This window comes from Streptomyces sp. NPDC107522 (assembly GCF_055657525.1).
The window spans coordinates 511,407-530,115 of record NZ_JBVKAU010000006.1 but is presented as its reverse complement, the minus strand read 5'-3'; the positions used below and the strand labels follow the sequence as shown (position 1 = coordinate 530,115).

Genomic DNA, 18,709 nt, shown 5'->3' with positions numbered 1-18,709 from the left:
CGGTTCACTGATCGGAGGCGTCGGCCTTGTCGACCCCGTCCCAGATGTTCGAGTACCAGGGCCGGTCGGCCGCGTCCACGCCGGTCCGCGCCTGCTTGGCCGCGTCCGGGTCGACCACGATGTAACCGGTCTCCCCGGGCATCACATAGTGCAGCCGCTGCCGGATCTGCTGCTCGGCGTACGCGTCGTCCTGCCAGCGTGCCTTGAGGTCGCGCAGCTGCTCGACCCGCTGGGCGGCCTCCTCCTTCTGCCGCTGCAGATCGGCGATCTCGGCGCGCTGGGAGACGTACTGCCTTATCGGGTAGGCGAGCGCCACGACCATGGAGCAGACGACCAGCGCGAGCAGCGCGGCCCGTCCGGTGAGCCTGGAGCGCCGGGCCTGCCGCTTGGTCTGGGAGCGGTAGACACGGGCCGCCGTCTGCTCGCCGAGCAGCCGGATCCTGGTCGCGGTGGAGAACCGGTCCCGGTCCTTCACGGCCATCTTCCCCGCCTCCCGTCTCACACGCGTACGTCCCCGCACACGGTACGGGACCGAGTACGGGGACGTACGTATGCCTGGCTAAGCCTTAGCCCTGCCGAGGTCAGCCCTTGAAGCGCGGGAAGGCCGAGCGACCCGCGTACACGGCGGCGTCGTCGAGGATCTCCTCGATGCGCAGCAGCTGGTTGTACTTGGCGACGCGCTCGGAGCGGGCCGGGGCGCCGGTCTTGATCTGGCCGCAGTTGGTGGCGACGGCCAGGTCGGCGATGGTGACGTCCTCGGTCTCGCCGGAGCGGTGGGACATCATGCACTTGAAGCCGTTGCGCTGGGCGAGCTCGACGGCGTCCAGGGTCTCGGTCAGGGAGCCGATCTGGTTGACCTTGACCAGCAGGGCGTTGGCCGCGCCCTCCTCGATGCCGCGGGCCAGGCGCTCGGGGTTGGTGACGAACAGGTCGTCGCCGACGAGCTGGACCTTGTCACCGAGCTTGGCGGTGATGGTCTTCCAGCCCTCCCAGTCGTCCTCGAACAGCGGGTCCTCGATGGAGACGAGCGGGTACGCCTCGACGAGCTCGGCGTAGTACTCGGTCATCTCGGCCGCCGAGCGCTCCTTGCCCTCGAAGACGTAGACGCCGTCCTTGTAGAACTCGGACGCGGCGACGTCGAGGGCGAGGGCGATCTGCTCGCCGGGGGTGTAGCCGGCCTCCTTGACGGCCTCGAGGATGAGGTCGAGGGCCTCGCGGTTGGAGCCGAGGTTCGGGGCGAAGCCGCCCTCGTCGCCGAGGCCGGTGGCCAGGCCCTTGCTCTTCAGGACCTTCTTCAGGGTGTGGTAGACCTCGGCGCCCCAGCGCAGGGCCTCGGAGAAGGACTCCGCGCCGATCGGGGCGATCATGAACTCCTGGATGTCCACGTTGGAGTCGGCGTGCGAGCCGCCGTTCAGGATGTTCATCATCGGCACCGGCAGCAGGTGCGCGTTCGGGCCGCCCAGGTAGCGGAAGAGCGGGAGGTCGCTGGCCTCGGAGGCGGCGTGGGCGACGGCGAGCGAGACGCCGAGGATGGCGTTGGCGCCGAGGGAGCCCTTGTTGTCGGTGGCGTCCAGGTCGAACATGGCCTGGTCGATCAGGCGCTGCTCGGTGGCGTCGTAGCCGACCAGCTCCGGGCCGATCTGCTCGATGACGGCGAGGACGGCCTTCTCGACACCCTTGCCCAGGTAGCGGTTGGGGTCACCGTCGCGGAGCTCGATGGCCTCGAAGGCGCCCGTCGAGGCGCCGGACGGAACGGCGGCACGACCCGTGCTGCCGTCGTCGAGGCCGACCTCGACCTCGACCGTGGGGTTGCCTCGGGAGTCCAGGATTTCCCGAGCTACGACGACGTCGATGGACGGCACGAGCATCTCCTTCTTGGGATGTGACGCGGGTACGCAGACCGTGGTGGGTACTGCGAGACGAGCCTAACCGGCTCACGGCGATCGGCCAGCGGTCGACCGGCCCGTGGACAGAACCGAGAGTAAATTGTTTCCGAACGGAACAAAAACCCCCGTACACAAAAGCACCCCGCACAAAAAACCCCGCCCCGGTGCGTACGGGGGAACACGCACCGGAGCGGGGAGCCCGTGGGGACGGGGGTGGCCCTCACGAGGCCTTCATTATGAGGACCACGGATGGGAGGGCGCTGTGGTTCAGCTGTCGCCCGGGTATTACTTCAGGTGCAGCTGCTGACCCGGGTAGATCAGGTTCGCGTCCTCGACGATGTCCTTGTTCAGCTGGAAGAGCTTCTCCCAGCCGCCCTTGACGTCGTGCTTCTCGGCGATCGAGCTGAGGGTGTCACCCTTGACGACCTTGTACTCGCCGTCGCCCTTCTTGACCTTCTTGCCGGTCGGGGTGGTGACGGTCTTGGTGCTCTTCTTGGCGGCCGGGCGGTCGGTGGAGCGGGAGGCCGACTGCTGCTCGGTGGAGCGCGTGGTCGTCTCGGTGCTCTGCGAGGAGCCGCTCGCCGAGGAGCCGTTGTAGGCGGCGCTGGACAGGCCGGTGCCGCAGTTCGGCCAGGCGCCCTTGCCCTGGCCCGCGAGGACCTTCTCGGCTATCTCGATCTGCTGGGCCTTGGTGGCCTTGTCGGCGGTGGAGGCGTACGCCGTGCCGCCGTACGCGGCCCAGGTGGAAGCGGAGAACTGCAGACCGCCGTAGTAGCCGTTGCCGGTGTTGATCGACCAGTTGCCGCCGGACTCGCACTGGGCGACGGCGTCCCACTCGGACGCGGTGGCGGCGGAGGCGCTGCCGGCCGCCATCAGCGGGGCGGCGACGGCGGCGGCACCGGTGACGCCGACGACGGCGATGGCGCGAGCGGCCTTGGACGGACGACGGTGCTTGCCCTTGCTGGAAAACAGCATGGAGAGATCCCCTCACCGACGCCTGCGAGGTGAGCTGTCGGGTTCGGGCCGGTTGAGTTGCCCGGCCGCGCCCGGTCGCCTTTCGGCTCCCGTTGCGCGGCTTCACCCCTAGCCGACTCCGGCCGTGCGGCCTCGAAAGGCCTCAACTGCCGGACCCGGCGCCTACCTTGGGTCCCCCGCTCCTGCCTACGGCGCTTGACGCGACGACTGTTCCCGTGCGGCCGCTGGCAGGATTCGGCGTTGCGGCAGCCGGGGCTCGGATTGCCGAGCGATCACGACCGTAGACACCCGAATCCCGGATTTCCAAAGACGATCAGGGCTTCTGAGATCTATCTCTCACTACATTTAAAACGGACATTCAGCGCGAACCATGACGCGAACTCCAGCTGCTTTTCGCCCTGTTCGCCCCCTATTCGGCGGGGAGTTCCAGGGTCTGACCGGGGAAGATGTGGTTGGCGTCAGTACCGATGGCCTTCTTGTTCGCGTCGTACAGCGCGGACCATCCACCGTCGAGCTCAAGGGAGTCGGCGATGGACGCGAGAGTGTCGCCGGCGCGGACGGTGTACGAGGCGTGGCGACCGGAGGCCTTGGCGGCACTGTCGGCGACCTCACTCTCGTCGGCGCTGGGGCCGCGATGGCGACCGGAGCCGGCCACGGCGTCGGCCGTTTCCGCGTAGATCGCCCCCGTGTCGGCGAGACCCCAGGAGCCCACATCCTGGCCGGAGTTGGCCTGATCGTCACTCTTGGGCGTCTCCGTGGAGGGGTCCTCGGGTGACTGCGAGGCCTTTGCGGAGGGTGACGTACCGGACTTCGCGGAATCGTCCGCCGAAGAGGAAGAAGAGGGAGAAGAGGACGAATCCTGGGACGATTCGGACGAACCATCGGGAGAGCCGCTCGGCGAGTTCGAGGAGTCCGACGAGTCGCCGGACGAGCCTGAGGGCGTCGACGAGCCGGACGAGTCGGAGGAATTGGACGAGTCAGATGATCCGGATGAGTTGGATGAATCCAGCAATCCGGAAGATCCGGACACCTCGGAGGGCGAGTCCTCCGCGACGCCGGTGTCGAGGTCGACCGAACCGGAGTCCTTGGTGAGCCCGTTGAGCACCGCACAGGTACCCCAAGGGCTGGTGCCCTGGTCCGCGAGGATCTTCTGAGCGACGGCGATCTGCTGGGAGCGGCTCGCGAGGTCGGGACTGGAGGCGTAGTCGAGGCCGCCGTACTTGTCCCAGTCCTCCTGGGTCAACTGCAGTCCGCCGTACTGCCCGTTGCCGGTGTCGGCGCTCCAGGAGCCGCCGCTCTCGCACTCGGCCACCTTGTCCCACACGGTGCCCTCGGCTGCGCTGGCGCCCGTGGCGCCGAGCAGCGGGATGGCGATGGCGGAGCCGGTCACACCGGCCGCGACGATGAGGGCCGGAGCCTGGCGGGGGCGACGGTGACGACCGTTCCCGGAGAGCATGCGGGGACCTTTCGCGAGACAGCAGGGACCGGCGCGACCGGTCGTGCCGGGTGTTGCAGGGGCCGCGCTGATCCGTGAACGTATAGGCAGGCGATCACTTGTCACAAGTTAATGCCGCGTAGATCACGTGAAGATCACAGACTTGAGGGCATCTCATCTTCGGGTGTGCGAACGGGCCGTGCGGGGTAGGTGGAGCGTTTCGCTCCGGTCCGTGACCGGACGGCTGTGAAGTGCGACGACGGCGCTGCGCTCACGAAGGCGACGGCGCTGCGCTCACGAAGGCGATGGCACGGCGGTCACGGTGCCGGTGTGAATTGGACGGGCAGCGTACGCAGTCCGCGCATGATGAGGCCGCCTCGCCACCGCAACTCGGCCGGGTCCACCGCGAGTTCCAGATCCGGGAGGCGGGTGAGGAGCGTGGCGAGGGCGGTCTGGCCCTCCAGCCGGGCCAGCGGGGCGCCGAGGCAGTAGTGGATGCCGTGGCCGTAGCCGAGGTGCTGGTTGTCGCGGCGGCCGAGGTCGAGGACGTCGGGGTCGGCGAACCGCTCCGGGTCCCGGTCGGCGGCGGCCAGGACGACCAGGACGGGGTCGCCGGGTGCGATGTGCTGCCCGCCGATGGTGAGGGGTTCGGTGGCGAAGCGCCAGGTGGCGAGCTCGACGGGGCCGTCGTAGCGGAGGAGTTCCTCGATGCCGGTTTCGAGGAGGGCGGCCTCCTTGGCGGTGAGGGACTTCTGGAGGCGGGCGCGCTGCTCGGGGTGGGTGAGCAGGGCGTACGTGCCGTTGCCGATGAGATTGACGGTCGTCTCGAATCCGGCGAACAGAAGGATGAAGGCCATGGCGGCGGCCTCGTTCTCGGTGAGGTGCTCGCCGTGGTCGGAGGCGCGGATGAGGCCGGAGATGAGGTCCTCGCCGGGGGTGGGGGCCGCGGGGAGTGCCTCGCGCTTGCGGTGGATGAGGTCGGCGAGATAGCCGCGCATCTTCTTGACGGACCGTGCGACACCGCCCCTCGGGCCGCCCTGATGCCGGATCATCATGCCCGCCCAGTCCCGGAAGTCGTCCTGGTCCTCGCGGGGGACGCCCAGCAGGTCGCAGATGGCGTAGATGGGGAGCGGGAAGGCGAACTCGTGGATCAGGTCGGCGTTCCCCTTCGCCGCGAACCCGTCGATGAGGTGGTCCGTGAGCTCCTGCACGCGGGGGGCGAACTCGGCGACCCTCCGGGGCGTGAATGCCTTGGAGACGAGCCGGCGCAGGCGGGTGTGATCGGGCGGGTCGATGTTGAGGAGGTGCGTCATCAACTCGGCCTTGCGCTCACCCGGGATACCGGTCTTGCCCTTGGCGTGCGCGGGTTCGTCGTGATGGGCCGGGTTCTTGGAGAGCCGGCTGTCGGCGAGCGCCTGCTTGGCGTCGACGTACCGGGTGACCAGCCAGGCTTCCACGCCGCTGGGGAGACGGGTGCGGTGCACGGGGGCGTGCTCGCGGAGCCAGGCGTAGGCGGGGTAGGGGTTGCTGGCGAACTCCCAGGTGAAGAGGTCGGGGGCCTGGGAGGTGGCGGCGGTCGGGGGGTGGGGCTGGTTGGTCACTCCTTGACGGTATCCGCAGGGGTGGTGGGGGTGCGGGCCGGTGGTGGGGGAAGGGTTTCCGGGAGACCTTCCGGGTCCACGGTGGCTGCCTTGCGATACCAGTCCTCGGCCTCCTCGCCCTTACCCTGAGCGTTGAGCAGATCTGCTATCCGCCGCTCGGCGTACACGGCTCCCCGTTCATGACCCTTGAGGTACCACTGGAGCGCCTCCTCGTTCCGGCCCTGGCTCTCGAGTGTGAGGCCGAGGTTGACCGCCGCGGACGGGTCGCCGCACTCCGCCGCCTGCCGGAAAAGGGGCTCCGTCTCGGCGTCGTCGCGTTTCCGCACGCTCTCGAGATAGACGGCGAGGGTGTTCGCGGCGCGAGCGTCACCCCAGGCGGCCGCGTACCGCAGCCAGTCCTCGGCCTCATATTCGCGCCAGTAGCTCAGGATGCTCCCTAGGCTTCCCGCGACCTCCCGGTGGCCAGCGGCCGCGGCCTTGCGGTACCAGCGCACGGCCTCGTCCTCATACCCGGGCCCTATCAGCATGTCGCCCAACTCGTGCGCTGCCGCCCCGTCACCCGCCTCGGCGGCCGCGCGCAGCCAGTGCTCGGCCCGCTCCCGCAGCAGGCTGCCGAGCCTCGCCATGGCTTCGACAGAGCCCGCCGCAGCCGCCTTCTGGAAATATGGCAGCGCAGAGTCCTCGTCCCCGCGTTCCAGCAGGGTCCCCGCCAGCTCAACAGCAGCCCACGGATCCCCCGCGTCCGCCGCCCCCCGCAGCCACCCCTCGCGCTCGTCGCCCTCGGTGTGCTGCGCGAACCCGAGCGCCACCGTCGCGTCCCCCGCCTCGACGCGGGGGTGCAATGCAGTGCGGGCCGCTTCCAGGACGGCGGTGAAGTCCAGCGCAGCGCCCGGCTCCCCGGCGGCGTCGAGCAACAACCACCACACCCCGTCCGGCACCGGCTCCAGGTCCCCCGACCGCAGCGCCTCCGCGACCAGCGCCCCGTACGCCCGCCAGGTGCCGTCCTCCTCGCCTGCCACGAGCAGTCCCGAGGCCCCGAACATGGGCGCGGTGGCCCAGGCGAGGGCGTCCTCGAAGGACTCCCGGTCCTCCGCCCGGTACTGCTCCTGGACCCTCCCGAGCAGTTCGGCCGGCACCGCTCCCGTGACCCCGCACCGGGCGAGATCGACGGCCGCCCGGACCAGCAACTGGCCTCGCGGATGCTCCAGTTGCGTGCCTACGCGGCGCCACTCGTCGTACAGGTGGTGCCCGACGGCGAAGTAGGAGGCCACGCCCTCCCGGCCGCTCCACATGTACGCCGGGTACGCCCGCGGATCGTCGAGCGCCGCCAGCCGCGCCAGTTCGGCCTCGCTCCACTCGCGCGCCAGCTCCACCGTGCGCGCGGCGGCGACGACCCGGTCACCGGGTGTGGTCCCGGTGCGGCGCCGGTAGTACTCGGCGAAGCTCATCGTGGCGAGCACGACGGCGCCGAGATCACTGAGCCGCCCCAGCAGCCGAAGATCCAGGCCGCCCGCGCCGAGATGGCCGGTCAGCTCGTCCAGCCAGACGACGTAGGCGCCGGGGTTGCCCTGCAGCGCGGCGGCCAGGGGACGCAGGTCCTCGCCGGGGTCCGGGGCGTACAGGCGGTGGCCCTCCAGTAAGCGCACGCCGTGCCATGCGGTGTACGACTTGCCCACGCACGAATCGCCCAGGATCAGCACGAGGCCCTTGTCGGCCAGCTTGGCGCGCAGGTCCTCCTCGCAGTCGCGCGGCACATACGGCGGTACGTCCGGCTCTCCGGGCACGGGTCGAGTCGGGCGCACGCCGAACTCCAGCGGCCCCACCGCACCGACCGGCCGCCACTGCGCCGGCGGCGGCACGGTGCCGTAGTGGTTGTGCTGCACGCCCACGACCCGGTCGTGGAACGTGGAGTCGCGGAAGTCGATGTGGTCACCGGCGATATGGGTGGTGCTGCCACCGGTCACCACGTGGGCGTTGTCGCCGGTCACCGCGACGCCGATGTCACCGCCCGCCGCGACGGAGCGCGGCCCGCTCGCCGTGACGCCGGACGCGGTACCGGTCGGCGGGGTGGCGGGGGCTTGCTCGGCCGCGATGGTCTGAAGGTCGGAGAACTCCTGGGGATGGTTTCTGCGCAGGAACGTCAGCAACCTGACCCAGTCGTCCGTGGACGCCCCTGACGGTGTCATGATCCAGAGATCCACCGCCCCGGGAACACCCGACCGCTGCAGCACATTCACGATCCGCCGTGAGGTGGCCGGCGAGTCGTCCATGGCGCACACCAGCGCGTCCCTCAGCTCCTCCAACTCCCTTGCCACACAGGCCCCCACACCTCGCACCCACCCGTTGCCCCAACGGTACTAAGAGGACACCCCCTCAGCAGCCCGCACGGCATCCCGGTAGGCCCGCGCGGCCACCCGCAACGCCGCCTCCGGATCCACCCCGGCCGCCTCCGCCCGCACCGCCATCGCGAGCAGCTCGTACCCGATGCCCTCCCCCGTCGGCAGCGGCACCTCCAGTCCCGCCATGCGGACCCGGGACGCCAGCTTCGCCGCTAGGGCGAGACCGGGCTGGCCCAGGGGTATGCCCTCGGTCACCGACTCCCGCTGCTTCTCGACGGCCTTCGTGCGCAGCCAGTGCTCCTTGACCTCCTCGGGGGTGGTCGCCGTCTCGTCGCCGAAGACGTGCGGGTGGCGGTGGATGAGCTTGGCGACGATGCCGCCGGCCACGTCGTCGATGGAGAAGGGCGCCTGCGGGTCCTCCTCGGCGATCCGGGAGTGGAAGACGACCTGCAGCAGGACATCGCCCAGTTCCTCGCGCAGTTCGTCGCGGTCGCCGTCCTCGATCGCCTCGACGAGTTCGTACGCCTCCTCGATGCCGTACTTCGCCAGGCCCTTGTGAGTCTGCTGGGAGGACCAAGGGCACTCGGCGCGGATGCGGTCCATGACCTGGACGAGGTCGAGGAGGCGGGCGCCGGGCAGGTCGTAGGAGGCGGGGAGCAGCTCCAGCTCCGGCATGCTGACGCGTCCGGATCCGGCGAGGCGTGCCAGGCCGTCCGTCAGAGCGGGCTCGCCCTCGCCGGTCGCGACGACCACGACCGTACGGCCGCCGGCGCACGCGGCGATCAGTTCCTCGGCGCTCGGGGCGGCCTCGTCGACGGCTGTCCCGGCCTCCCGCAGATACGGCAGCTGCGGATGCGCGCCGTCCGCGCACAGCACGCGGTCGGCGCTGTGCAGCGCCTGCCACGCGGGCCACGAGAGCAGGCCGGGCGCGACGCGGTGGCTGGTGGTGAGCAGGACGATGCGGCCGGGGCCGGCCTCGGCGGCTTCTGGGCTGGTTGCGTTCACGATCCGAACGTAACCCACGTCGCCGACGTCACCCCGAGTTATCCACAGGCCGGGGCCGCTTCCTTGTCCACAGGCCGGGGCCGCCTCCCTTGTCCACAGGCTGGGCGCCGCCGCCGTACCGTCACATCGGCTGCTGCATCCCCGCGGCCGTCACCTCGCGCACCCACGGCGTCTTCGCGTCGGCCCGGCTGCTCTTCTGGACGTCCCAGGTGCCGTAGCGCGGGTTGAGGTCGATGTCGAGCTTCTTGGACGCCTCGGACAGGGCGTTCCAGAAGGCGGGCTTTCCGGTGTCGGTGCCGAGGGCGGTGGCGAGTTTCTGGGCCTCCAGCTGGAGGCGGAGGTTCTCCTCGAGGCGCTGCGGGGGGATGCCGTACTGCTGGAGCCAGGCCGCCTCCAGCGCCTTGGCACCGCCGACCTGCGCTTCCAGGCCGCTGCGCATCCGCTGGAGCTCCTTGCGGGTGAAGGTCACACCCGCGTCCTGGGCCGCGCGGTGCAGCACCTGGTCGAGGACCATGGTGTGCAGGACGTCGCGCGGGAGGGTGCCGGACTTCGCGACGACCTGCGCGTACTGGGCGTCGTCCGGCACGGCCGCGCGCTGCGCCGCGCGCACCTCGCTCACCCGGTTCTCCAGCTGCGCGACGGTGATCCGCTCGCCGCCGACGACGGCCGCCGCGCCCGGATGCGCATCGTTTCCGCAGGCGGTGAGGAGAGGCGCCGCGGCGATCGCGGCGGAGAGGAGGAGCGCGGTGCGACGGCGGCGGTGCAAGGAGACCTCCCGAGGAGAGCTTGTGCGACGGTGCACAAAGTCTTGCGGTGATCGATGGTAGGCAGTGGGCAAGCTCTGGCCAACCCATTCGACCAACGATTCATCAGGACTTCGGGCACCGGAGCACAGCGAAGCACCCCCGCCCGGCCCACTCGGCGCTCCAGGCGCCCTCGGCCCTGCTCAGCCGGTGATGGCCACCGGCGCGTCCCACGCGTCACGGTCCACGGTGATCGTGTAGCCGTTGCGGGTCTCCTTGCTGTTGACCATGTACTGGTGGGCGCGGCTGTGGCCGGTGTACTGGGTCGAACCCCACGGCCAGTCCGCCGTCGTGGTGTTCTGCTTGTCCCACAGGGCGTACCAGAGGTTGCCGGGCAGGTCAGTCCGGTCGGTCGCCGTGGCGACGGCCTTCGCGCTGGAGCTGGTGAAGCCGTAGAAACCGGCGCGGTAGATCTTGGCGCGCAGGCCCTTGTCGAAGGCCCGGACGTATGTCAGCACGGCGTCGTTGCACGCCTTGTTCGTGATGTCGTACGGCTCCATGTCGAGGTAGACGGGGCTGCCCGCCTTCATGCCGAGCGCCGATGCCCTGGCCACGGCGTCCGCCGCGTCGCTCGCGCCGAGGGAGGCGGCCGTGGATGCGGTGAGCTTCTCGGGGTTGGAGCCGGTCTGGCAGGGCGGCTGGGCGCCGACGTAGATCGGGATGAGTTTCCAGCCCACGGTGCTGACGGACTTCACCCAGGAGGCGGTGAGGTTGGGCTGGGAGCAGCCGCGGTTCCTGCCGCCGATGTAGACGGCGGCGGCTCCGTAGAAGCCGGTGTGCCAGGCCTTCATCGCGGACAGGGAGGGGGCGGCGCAGGTGTCGAAGGCGCGGCCCGTGTACGTCCTCTGCGGGGGCCAGGTCGTGGCGGCCATCGAGGTCTGCGCCGAGATGCCGGCTCCGGCGACGACGGCGGCACCGGCCACCGCCCAGGTGAGGTATCTGCGCTTCTTCGACTGACGATGGCTGGACATGCGTGATCCCACCCCTGGTTGCGTGGCACTGCGTGGCAAAAGGAACCGCAACCTATCCGGCGTCGGTCATGCGTTCGGGAAACCCCGGCCCCGCGCGGTCACAAGAGTCGCTCAGGGAACGGCAAAATCTAGCCGCGCACCTGCCCCAGCCACTGCAGGGTCCGCCGTACCTCCCCCGCGAGGGGGTGGCCGGGGCCGCGCAGGCGTTCCACGTCGAGCAGCAGGCGGGCCAGGGTGTCGTGGGCGGCGGGGCGGTCGCCGAGGGCCAGCAGGAGGTGGCCGATGCGGCGGCGGACGTCGTGGGCGAGCTCGGGGTCGCCGGAGACGTACTGGTTCTCGTAGTACGGCAGCAGCGCCCGGTACTCGGCGAGCGCGGCCGCCGGTTCGCCGAGCTGTTCCAGGCACTGGGCGGCGTCGTAGCGGAAGCGCAGGGACTGCGGGTCGGCCTGGCCGGCCTCGGTGGCGCGTTCGTCGGCGAGGCGGCGCAGTTCGGGCAGCGCGCGCCGGTACTGGCCGTCGTCCATGAGGGTGGCCGCGTACTGCTTGCGCAGGGTGCGTACGACCGGGGAGTGCTCGCCGTGCTGCTCGGCGGCGGCGGGCAGGATCGCGCCGAGGATGTCGACGGCCTGGGTGATGCGGCCCTCGCCGAGGAGGCGCTTGACCTCGTCGACGGCGCGCGCGACGTCCGGCTTCTCGTCGGCGGGTGTGACGGGGGTGGCGGGGGCGGGCTGGGGCGCGGGCGTGCGGGCGCGGTCCGGCCAGGGGGCGTGGGGGCGCAGGAAGGGGCGGGTGGGGTCGAGGGGCGCTCCGGTGGGCGTGCCGCGCGCGGGCAGGAGCTGCGCCAGGTCCTCGTACACGTCCTGCGCGGAGGCGGGGCGGTGCTGCGGGTCCTTCGCGAGCAGGCGCAGGACCAGGGCTTCGAGCGCCTCGGGGACCTCGGGGCGGATGCGGCGCACGGGCAGCGGCGGCTCGTACAGGTGCCGGTGGAGCACGCCGAGCGCCGTCGAGCCGGAGAACGGCACGTCGCCGCTGAGGAGTTCGTGCAGGAGTACGCCGAGTGCGTACAGGTCGGTGTACGGGCCGACCGCGCCGCCCATCGCCTGCTCGGGGGCCATGTAGGCGGGCGAGCCGATGGGGGTGCCGGTGTGGGTGAGGCGGGTGGTGTCGGTGTCCATGACGGAGGCGACGCCCAGGTCGAGGACGGTGACGGTGCCCTCCTGCTTCACCATCACGTTGCGCGGCTTGAGGTCGCGGTGGACGATCGGCACGGCGTGCACGGCGCTCAACACGGCGCACAGTTGCGCGGCGACCGAGACCGCCCACTGCCAGGGGTACGGGTCGTGTTCGGCGAGATGGGCGGAGAGGTCGACGCCGTCGACGTACTGCATGACGAGGAACAGCTCCTCGCCCTCGCTGCCCGCGTCGTGCACGGTGACGAGCCCGGGGTGGTCGACCTGTGCGGTCACCCGGCACTCGCGCACGAACCGGCGGCGCAGCTCGTCGGCCTCCTGCCCGGCCACCTTGTCGGGGCGCAGCAGCTTCACCGCCACGCGCCGGTCGAGCCGCTGGTCGTACGCCGTCCAGACCTGTCCCATGCCGCCCTGTCCGATGAGCGTGGACAGTTCATAGCGGCCGGCGACGACACGTCCTGTCGCCACGGTCACCTTCCGCCCTCGTGGTTGCCGTCCTGCCGGGAGTCGTGCTGGCGCAGGTAGTCACTGAGCTCGTCGAGCTCGGCGCGCACCTGGTCGATACGCGCGGGCGCCGGGCGCTGCGGGGGCGGCGGTACCGGCGTCCGGGACAGCGGCGGCTGAGGCGCCGGGGTCTGGGGTACCGGAGTCTGCGGTATCGGGGTCTGAGGTATCGGGGTCTGAGGTATCGCCGATGACTGCGGCACGGTCGTGGCCGTGTACGGCGACTGGGGCTGCGGGTAGCCGTAGGCCGGGGCCGGTGGCTGCTGCGGGGCGTAGCCGGGGAAGCGGAGCTGGTGAAAGTGGCGTATCTCCGCGGAGAGGTAGTACGCGATCGAGGCCACGAGGCCGCCCAGGACGAGGGCGAGGCCCGTCCAGCCGCCCGGGGTGTGGATCTCGTCGCCCGGCTCGGAACCCATCAGGTACAGGCCGAGGAACTCCACCACGATCGACGCCCCGAACAGGCACCAGTCCAGCGGCTTGCGGGTCACGATGGCCAGGCGCAGCATCATCGCCCACGTCAGCAGGCCGAAGCTGCACACCGAGATCACGACGAACAACACGCGCAGGAAGACCAGCACCCCGGTGGGCGGCTGCTGCTTCACCGGCTGCGTGTAGCCGTGGCCTTGCATGGTTGCTCCTGATGCCTGAAGTGGGCGTACGAGGCCGCCCGACCCTGCCGGTGCGGGCAACCCTCGTCGTGCGATTGTCGCTTCGAGCGTATAGGTCGACACCGACATACGGTCACCGGTTGTACCGAACCGTTGTCGTGCTGATCACTTCGTACGACGCCGCAGGTCGCGCGGAGGATCGGCTTCCGGCTCGGCCGCGCACGACCGGCCCCGGTGGCTCACAGCGGGTGCCGCATCCACACGTTGGGCTCGACGTACACCGCGTAGTCCCGCTCCGGCTCGCACCGCACCGGCACCAGCGCGCCGGGCACCTCGATGTCGCCCGCCGTGTCGAAGGGCAGGCCGGTCCAGCCCCGCCACTGCTGCAGTGAGCCGACGACGGTCATGGAGGCCGGGGCGATGGAGTCGATGGTGGCACCGGCGCGGGCGTGGACGCGCAGCCACGGGTCGTGGGGCAGGCCGTCGGAGCGTACGCGGTGGGCGTACTCCTCGATGGGGGTGTGCGGTTCGAGGTGCTTGGCGTTGGGGCGGACCGGGGCGACGACCTCGCGGAAGCCGTGGGCCCGGGCGTTGTCGCGCATCGCGGAGAGCATCCGGGCGGACAGGCCGCTGCCCTGGGCGTGCGGGGCGATGACGACGGAGATGGCGCTGACCGTGTCCGGCCGGGTGCCCTGGCTCAGGTCGGCGAACGCCCACACCAGCACCTCGGCCCAGCCGCGGGCGGGCAGTCGGCCGCGGCCCTCGGCGGCGAGGGCGAACGGGACGCTGTAGGCGTGGGCGACGACCTCACCGTGCTCGTCCTCGGCGAACAGCGCGTACTCCGGGAGTTCGCGGGGGATCCGGCCGTAGTGGGCGTCGCCCACGAGGTCCTGGATCGCGAACTCCGGCCAGGTGTCCGCCATTTCGACGACCCGCTCGAGCATCTCGGGGCGTTCGGCGAGACTCGATACCTTCAACTCCATGCCCGTCACGGTAAGCGCGGAGCGACTGCGCCGGACAGCCGTTTTCGGCGCACCGCCCGGCACCGCTCGACACCTCCCGGCACCGCTCGGCACCGCGTCGCGCCGCCGGTCACCCGCCGCACTGACGCAGCATCATCTCCTTGTCGGCAGCCGTCACCGGCAGTTCGTACTTCAGTGACACCTGGGCGAAGCGCACCGCGTACGAGCAGCGGATCCGCTTGTTCGGGGGCAGCCACGACGCGGGGCCGGAGTCGCCCTTGGAGCCGTTGGTCGGGCCGTCGACCGGTATGAGGTTGAGGGGGTCGTTGGCGATGTCCTGGCGTTTGCCCTTCGGCCAGCGGGAAGCGCCCATCTGCCAGTCGTACGACAGCGGCATGACATGGTCGATCTGCACGGTCGTGGCGCGGGACTTGGCCCAGTCGATCGTCCGCCCCGTGTAGGGGTCGTGCAGGGTCATGGAGGTCACGACGCAGTCCGAGCCGGAGCGGAAGCGGACGTCCTCGCCGTCGCGCTTGAGGAGGTCGTTGCGGGTGTCGCAGCCGTTGCGCGCGAAGGGGATGCCGCCCGGGGCGGAGTCCATCCAGGCGTAGCCGAACTCGTCCCGGTCGTAACCCGTCCTGGGGCCGCGGCCCTTCGTCGCCACCTTCTCGATGAGGGCCCGTGCCTCGGCCCGGTCCGCGTCCGAGGTGAGGGGCGCCAGACCCGGTTTCGTGCCGTCGGGGTTGTCCAGCGGGCTCGCGGCGCGTCCGGAACCCGTGTCGGCGACGGAGCCGGAGGGCTCGCCGTCCACGGGCAGGTCGACGTTCTCACACCCTGCCAGGACCAGCACCATGCCGAGCACTGCCGCGGCGCTCGCCGCCCCGCCCCTCAGACGCATCACGATGCGCGCCTCCCCTTGTTGCCGGTTCCGCCCCGCACAGGCGGCTTTCCCTGGTACGCCGTCGCGAACACGGTAGCGACCCGGCGCACGGCGGCGTTCAAGAGGTCCAGACCACAACGGGCTCAATCGCGCATACCGCGCAACCCGGGCGTATCGTCGGTGGTGAATCACCTCCGGAAGGAGCTCTGCATGGGCATCTTCGACAGGTTCAAGAACCGTCAGGCGCAGGACAAGGCCAGGGACATGTCCGACGCCGCGGAACGCAAGGTCAACGAGAAGACGGGCAACAAGTACGAGAGCCAGACCGACGAGGCGCAGCGACGGATGGAGCGCGAACTCGGCATGGACCGCGACAGGCCCGAGCAACCGTAAGGCCGCAGCAGCCGTAAGGCCGGAGACCCACGGAGGACCACGAGCCCCGTCGAGCACGGCGCCGACGCGGGGAAGGCCCGCGAGGGCACACCCCCACCGCCTCTGCCGGTGCCCGTGGCACGACCGGGCCTTCGCTGAACAACCTTGAGAACAGGGGCCGTCCGCGGACACCCACGTCCCGCGGGCGGCTTCGTGCTGTCGGCCAACGGCTACCGACCACGGACTACGAACTGCCGACCGCCAACCGCTCTCAGCCACCCACCGGCCCATCAACCGATCCATGACGGCCCGCAGTCGGCGCCCGCCTCCCGCCTCCGGCGCCCGGGCCGACAAGGCTCGCTCAGACCTTTCCGATCCCCAACGTCGTCTCCGACGGCAGCAGTCCGGAGGACAGCACCGCCACCCAGAACCCGCCGAGCAGGTCCACGAGGCGGTCGGTCTCCTCAGGGGCCAGGGCCTGCCAGGGTGCGGCGGCGAGCCGGTCGGTGTGCTTCTCGACGGTGCGGCGCAGTTCCCGGCCCGCCTGCGTGGCCGTACCGTCGGCGGCGACCAGACCTCGGGCGGTCAAGCGGGTGCGGGCGGCCGCCCATTCCCCGGTGCTCCAGCCTCGGCTCTCGAAGCGTTCGACGGATGCGGCGCCTATCGCGGCGAAGGACACGAGCGACTCGACGGGGTCGAGGCCGGCCACCAGCAGGGCGGCTATGTGGCCGTCGCCGCGGTGTTCGCGCAGGAGTGTCGCCGCATGCCACAGCTGGAGGTGGGGCGCCTCCGGCCAGTCCAGGGCGGCGTTGGCCGCGGCGAGCGGGCGGCCCGCGGTGTCGGCCGCCTCGGCGGCACGGCGGGCGAGGGCGGCGGCTTCCGCCAGCTCGGGACTGTCCGTCCGGTCGCCGAATATCGCGCGGTAGGCCCGGTCGACCCCCCGCACCCTCGCCTGCAACACGGCGTGGGGAGCGGCGATCTTCCACGCCGGGTCGGTGTGTTCGGCGACCATACGGGGACTGAAGCTGTAGAAGGCAGAGGTGACCCGTTCCGCGCCGACCACCCCCAACGGCGCTGCCCGGTACGGGAAGTAGCTCGGCCATCGCTCCTCGGTGGCGTAACCGAGCGCGGCCGCCTCCTCGAAGGCCTCCGGCGCGTAGTACAGCACCGCATGCAAGGGCTCCAGCAGGTGCCAGAGCTGACGTACGCGACCCGATTCCAGACCATCGCCGTGCTTCACCATGACGCAACTCCCCAGTCCGATGACGCGGATCTCCGAAACCCACAACTTGACACTGACAAGATTGCCCGCTCCGGCCCGAACTTGTCAATGCCTAGATTGCGCGTACCCTGCTGACCATGACCCCCGCGAAACCGTCCGCCCGCCGCCCCTACCACCACGGCGACCTGCGCCGCGCCATCCTCACCGCGGCGCTCGACGCCATCGCCGCCGACGGCCCGTCCGCGCTGAGCCTGCGCGACCTCGCCCGCCGTGCGGGCGTCTCGCACGCGGCGCCCGCGCATCACTTCAGGGACCGCACAGGACTGCTCACGGCCATCGCCGCCGAGGGGTTCGGGCTGCTTGCGGCCACACTGAACGAAGCCGGGGATCTCAAGGACGCCGGCGTGCGCTACGTCCGCTTCGCGCGCGAGCACCCCGCCCACTTCCAGGTGATGTTCACCCCCGAGCTGCTGCGCGCCGACGACCTCGAACTGACCACGGCCCGCACCCTCGTCGCCGACGCGCTCCGCGGCACCCTCGCCTCCGTACGGCCCGAGAGCCTCGGCATCGACACCCGCCTGGCCGGGGTCGCGGCCTGGTCCCTGGCCCACGGCTTCGCCACGCTGCTCCTCAGCCACAACCTCGACGGACCGGTCGGCGGCAAGGACCCCGAGGAGGTGTTCCGGACGCTTGCGGCGATGCTGTTCCGGAGAGAGCCGGAGGACGACGCTTGACCTCAAGTCCGGTTGAGGTACCAGAGTGATCCGCATGACAACCGAAGCCGCAGACAAGGCAGTCGAGCAGATCGAGCAGGCCGACCTCAAGGCCATCGAGCAGGTCGTCGCCACCGTCGAGCGCACCCAGCGCGCCAAGGACCCCGAAGGCTTCCTCGCTCTCTTCCACCCGGACGCCCTCTGGACCACCGCCCACGGCAAGGTCCTCATCGGCCTCGACGCGATCGCCGAGTTCACCCGCGCCGTGCTGCCGAACGCGACGTGGGACGGCGAGGTCACCTACGAGGTGGCGCACACGCAGTTCCTGCGGCCGGACGTGGCCGCCGTGAAGGTCCGGCAGGTCTACCACTCGCCAAAGGGCGACACGGAGGGCGCTCCGCTGTACGTCATGACCAGGCAGGACGACGGCAGGTGGTTGCTGCACGCCTGCCAGAACACGGAGGTACGAGTCGACTCGGATGTGTAGGGAAGCACCCGGGGCGTCCCGTCGATCCCGCGTCTCGCGGCGGGCTGGCATCCTTGGCCGGTGTTCTCATCCGATCATGCGGGCGCCGTGTTCTTCGACGTCGACGGCACCCTGGTCCCAGGCACGAGTTCGTCGCTCTTTCTGGCCGGCTTCCTCGGGCACCGCGGCGAGTTGGCCGAGGCCGAGGATGCCTACGCCTGCGGCGCCCTGGACAATCGGCGGGTCTCCGAGCTGGATGCCGCGGGCTGGGCGGGCGTTCCCGAAGACCGGATCGCCGGCCGGCTCGACGGGCTTCCCCTCGTCTCGGGCATCGCGGAGACCGTGAACTGGTGCCGGCAGAGGGGGTTGGTGCCGGTGCTGGCAACCCTTGCCTGGTCGCCGGTCGGCAGCTACCTGACCGACCGCTTCGGCTTCCACGCGTTCAGCGGACCCCGCCTGGAGACCACCGACGGCAGGTTCACGGGCCGGGTCGCCCGCCACTTCGACGAGTACGACAAACGGGACTTCGCCCTTGCGCAGGCGCGGGAGCTGGGGCTGGCTCCCCGCTTGTGCGGGGCGGTCGGGGACAGCCGCTCCGATCTGCCCCTGTTCGCATCCGTCGGGCTGAGCGTGGCCTTCAATGCCTCGGCAGGAGCGCGCGCAAGGGCGACCGTCACGGTGGACGACGACGACCTGCGCAGCGTGCTCCCCGTCTTGAGCCGCCTGGTCACCGCCACCGGTTGACGGCCGCGACGAGGACGCTCACCTCCTCGCGAA

The 18,709-nt window shown here is 70.7% G+C and carries 18 protein-coding genes and 1 riboswitch; of the genes, 4 read left to right on the top strand and 14 right to left on the bottom strand.

Going from position 1 to position 18,709, the window contains the following annotated elements:
- Nucleotides 1-4 precede the first annotated feature (4 nt).
- From ACZ7L6_RS22720 to ACZ7L6_RS22660, 13 genes are all read right to left on the bottom strand, one after another.
- Complete coding sequence (locus ACZ7L6_RS22720; protein WP_471926623.1) at nucleotides 5-481, bottom strand: FtsB family cell division protein; 477 nt, start codon at nucleotides 479-481, stop codon at nucleotides 5-7.
- A gap of 100 nt (nucleotides 482-581) precedes the next feature.
- Nucleotides 582-1,862 carry a phosphopyruvate hydratase gene (gene eno, locus ACZ7L6_RS22715; RefSeq protein WP_471926621.1) on the bottom strand — a complete coding sequence of 427 codons (1,281 nt, stop codon included), beginning with the start codon at nucleotides 1,860-1,862 and terminating at the stop codon, nucleotides 582-584.
- Nucleotides 1,863-2,171: 309 nt separating this feature from the next.
- On the bottom strand, nucleotides 2,172-2,861 hold the full coding sequence (locus ACZ7L6_RS22710) for a transglycosylase family protein (protein WP_471926619.1): 690 nt from the start codon (nucleotides 2,859-2,861) through the stop codon (nucleotides 2,172-2,174).
- Nucleotides 2,862-2,865: 4 nt separating this feature from the next.
- Nucleotides 2,866-3,065: riboswitch (cyclic di-AMP (ydaO/yuaA leader) on the bottom strand.
- 205 nt (nucleotides 3,066-3,270) lie between these two features.
- Nucleotides 3,271-4,317, bottom strand: coding sequence for a transglycosylase family protein (locus tag ACZ7L6_RS22705; RefSeq protein WP_471926617.1), 1,047 nt, complete (start codon nucleotides 4,315-4,317; stop codon nucleotides 3,271-3,273).
- A gap of 296 nt (nucleotides 4,318-4,613) precedes the next feature.
- Nucleotides 4,614-5,897 (bottom strand): cytochrome P450 family protein, encoded by a 1,284-nt coding sequence (locus ACZ7L6_RS22700; protein WP_471926615.1) that lies wholly within the window; start codon nucleotides 5,895-5,897, stop codon nucleotides 4,614-4,616.
- Entirely contained in the window at nucleotides 5,894-8,212 is a 2,319-nt protein-coding gene (locus tag ACZ7L6_RS22695; RefSeq protein WP_471926613.1) for a tetratricopeptide repeat protein, read from the bottom strand. Before ACZ7L6_RS22695 ends, ACZ7L6_RS22700 begins: the two co-directional genes overlap by 4 nt.
- A 42-nt stretch (nucleotides 8,213-8,254) precedes the next feature.
- Nucleotides 8,255-9,241: a nucleoside triphosphate pyrophosphohydrolase gene (locus ACZ7L6_RS22690; RefSeq protein WP_471926611.1), complete on the bottom strand. Its 987-nt coding sequence runs from the start codon at nucleotides 9,239-9,241 to the stop codon at nucleotides 8,255-8,257.
- A 121-nt stretch (nucleotides 9,242-9,362) separates the two neighbouring features.
- Nucleotides 9,363-10,007: a SurA N-terminal domain-containing protein gene (locus ACZ7L6_RS22685; protein ID WP_471926609.1), complete on the bottom strand. Its 645-nt coding sequence runs from the start codon at nucleotides 10,005-10,007 to the stop codon at nucleotides 9,363-9,365.
- A 180-nt stretch (nucleotides 10,008-10,187) separates the two neighbouring features.
- Nucleotides 10,188-11,015, bottom strand: a complete 828-nt coding sequence (locus ACZ7L6_RS22680) for a glycoside hydrolase domain-containing protein (RefSeq protein WP_471926607.1) — start codon at nucleotides 11,013-11,015, stop codon at nucleotides 10,188-10,190.
- A 128-nt stretch (nucleotides 11,016-11,143) separates the two neighbouring features.
- Nucleotides 11,144-12,637: a protein kinase domain-containing protein gene (locus ACZ7L6_RS22675; protein ID WP_471926823.1), complete on the bottom strand. Its 1,494-nt coding sequence runs from the start codon at nucleotides 12,635-12,637 to the stop codon at nucleotides 11,144-11,146.
- 38 nt (nucleotides 12,638-12,675) lie between these two features.
- Nucleotides 12,676-13,338, bottom strand: coding sequence for a hypothetical protein (locus ACZ7L6_RS22670; protein WP_471926605.1), 663 nt, complete (start codon nucleotides 13,336-13,338; stop codon nucleotides 12,676-12,678).
- Between the two features lie 218 nt (nucleotides 13,339-13,556).
- A complete protein-coding gene (locus ACZ7L6_RS22665; protein WP_471926603.1) occupies nucleotides 13,557-14,300 on the bottom strand; it encodes a GNAT family N-acetyltransferase in 744 nt (247 codons plus the stop codon).
- Between the two features lie 109 nt (nucleotides 14,301-14,409).
- Nucleotides 14,410-15,177 (bottom strand): HNH endonuclease family protein, encoded by a 768-nt coding sequence (locus tag ACZ7L6_RS22660; RefSeq protein ID WP_471926821.1) that lies wholly within the window; start codon nucleotides 15,175-15,177, stop codon nucleotides 14,410-14,412.
- A gap of 192 nt (nucleotides 15,178-15,369) precedes the next feature.
- On the opposite strand from ACZ7L6_RS22660, the gene ACZ7L6_RS22655 reads away from it, so the two are divergent.
- Entirely contained in the window at nucleotides 15,370-15,552 is a 183-nt protein-coding gene (locus tag ACZ7L6_RS22655) for an Rv0909 family putative TA system antitoxin (protein ID WP_471926601.1), read from the top strand.
- 340 nt (nucleotides 15,553-15,892) lie between these two features.
- Here the strand turns inward: ACZ7L6_RS22655 and ACZ7L6_RS22650 are convergent, their stop codons facing one another.
- Nucleotides 15,893-16,774: an SCO6745 family protein gene (locus tag ACZ7L6_RS22650; protein WP_471926599.1), complete on the bottom strand. Its 882-nt coding sequence runs from the start codon at nucleotides 16,772-16,774 to the stop codon at nucleotides 15,893-15,895.
- 116 nt (nucleotides 16,775-16,890) lie between these two features.
- Between ACZ7L6_RS22650 and ACZ7L6_RS22645 the strand changes: the two genes are divergently transcribed.
- The 3 genes from ACZ7L6_RS22645 to ACZ7L6_RS22635 are packed head-to-tail and all read left to right on the top strand — an operon-like array spanning nucleotide 16,891 to nucleotide 18,676.
- Entirely contained in the window at nucleotides 16,891-17,487 is a 597-nt protein-coding gene (locus tag ACZ7L6_RS22645; protein WP_471926597.1) for a TetR/AcrR family transcriptional regulator, read from the top strand.
- A gap of 34 nt (nucleotides 17,488-17,521) precedes the next feature.
- Entirely contained in the window at nucleotides 17,522-17,953 is a 432-nt protein-coding gene (locus ACZ7L6_RS22640) for an SgcJ/EcaC family oxidoreductase (protein ID WP_471926595.1), read from the top strand.
- Between the two features lie 60 nt (nucleotides 17,954-18,013).
- The gene (locus tag ACZ7L6_RS22635) at nucleotides 18,014-18,676 is read left to right on the top strand and encodes an HAD family hydrolase (RefSeq protein WP_471926593.1); all 663 of its coding nucleotides are present in this window, start codon (nucleotides 18,014-18,016) and stop codon (nucleotides 18,674-18,676) included.
- Nucleotides 18,677-18,709: the final 33 nt, after the last annotated feature.

Coding starts and splice junctions, on each gene's coding strand:
- ACZ7L6_RS22710 (WP_471926619.1), bottom strand. CDS start 2,861: ATGCTGTTTTCCAGCAAGGGCAAGCACCGTCGTCCGTCCAAGGCCGCT.
- ACZ7L6_RS22650 (WP_471926599.1), bottom strand. CDS start 16,774: ATGGTGAAGCACGGCGATGGTCTGGAATCGGGTCGCGTACGTCAGCTC.
- ACZ7L6_RS22660 (WP_471926821.1), bottom strand. CDS start 15,177: ATGCGTCTGAGGGGCGGGGCGGCGAGCGCCGCGGCAGTGCTCGGCATG.
- ACZ7L6_RS22705 (WP_471926617.1), bottom strand. CDS start 4,317: ATGCTCTCCGGGAACGGTCGTCACCGTCGCCCCCGCCAGGCTCCGGCC.
- ACZ7L6_RS22645 (WP_471926597.1), top strand. CDS start 16,891: ATGACCCCCGCGAAACCGTCCGCCCGCCGCCCCTACCACCACGGCGAC.
- ACZ7L6_RS22670 (WP_471926605.1), bottom strand. CDS start 13,338: ATGCAAGGCCACGGCTACACGCAGCCGGTGAAGCAGCAGCCGCCCACC.
- ACZ7L6_RS22665 (WP_471926603.1), bottom strand. CDS start 14,300: ATGGAGTTGAAGGTATCGAGTCTCGCCGAACGCCCCGAGATGCTCGAG.
- ACZ7L6_RS22655 (WP_471926601.1), top strand. CDS start 15,370: ATGGGCATCTTCGACAGGTTCAAGAACCGTCAGGCGCAGGACAAGGCC.
- ACZ7L6_RS22680 (WP_471926607.1), bottom strand. CDS start 11,015: ATGTCCAGCCATCGTCAGTCGAAGAAGCGCAGATACCTCACCTGGGCG.
- ACZ7L6_RS22640 (WP_471926595.1), top strand. CDS start 17,522: ATGACAACCGAAGCCGCAGACAAGGCAGTCGAGCAGATCGAGCAGGCC.
- ACZ7L6_RS22720 (WP_471926623.1), bottom strand. CDS start 481: ATGGCCGTGAAGGACCGGGACCGGTTCTCCACCGCGACCAGGATCCGG.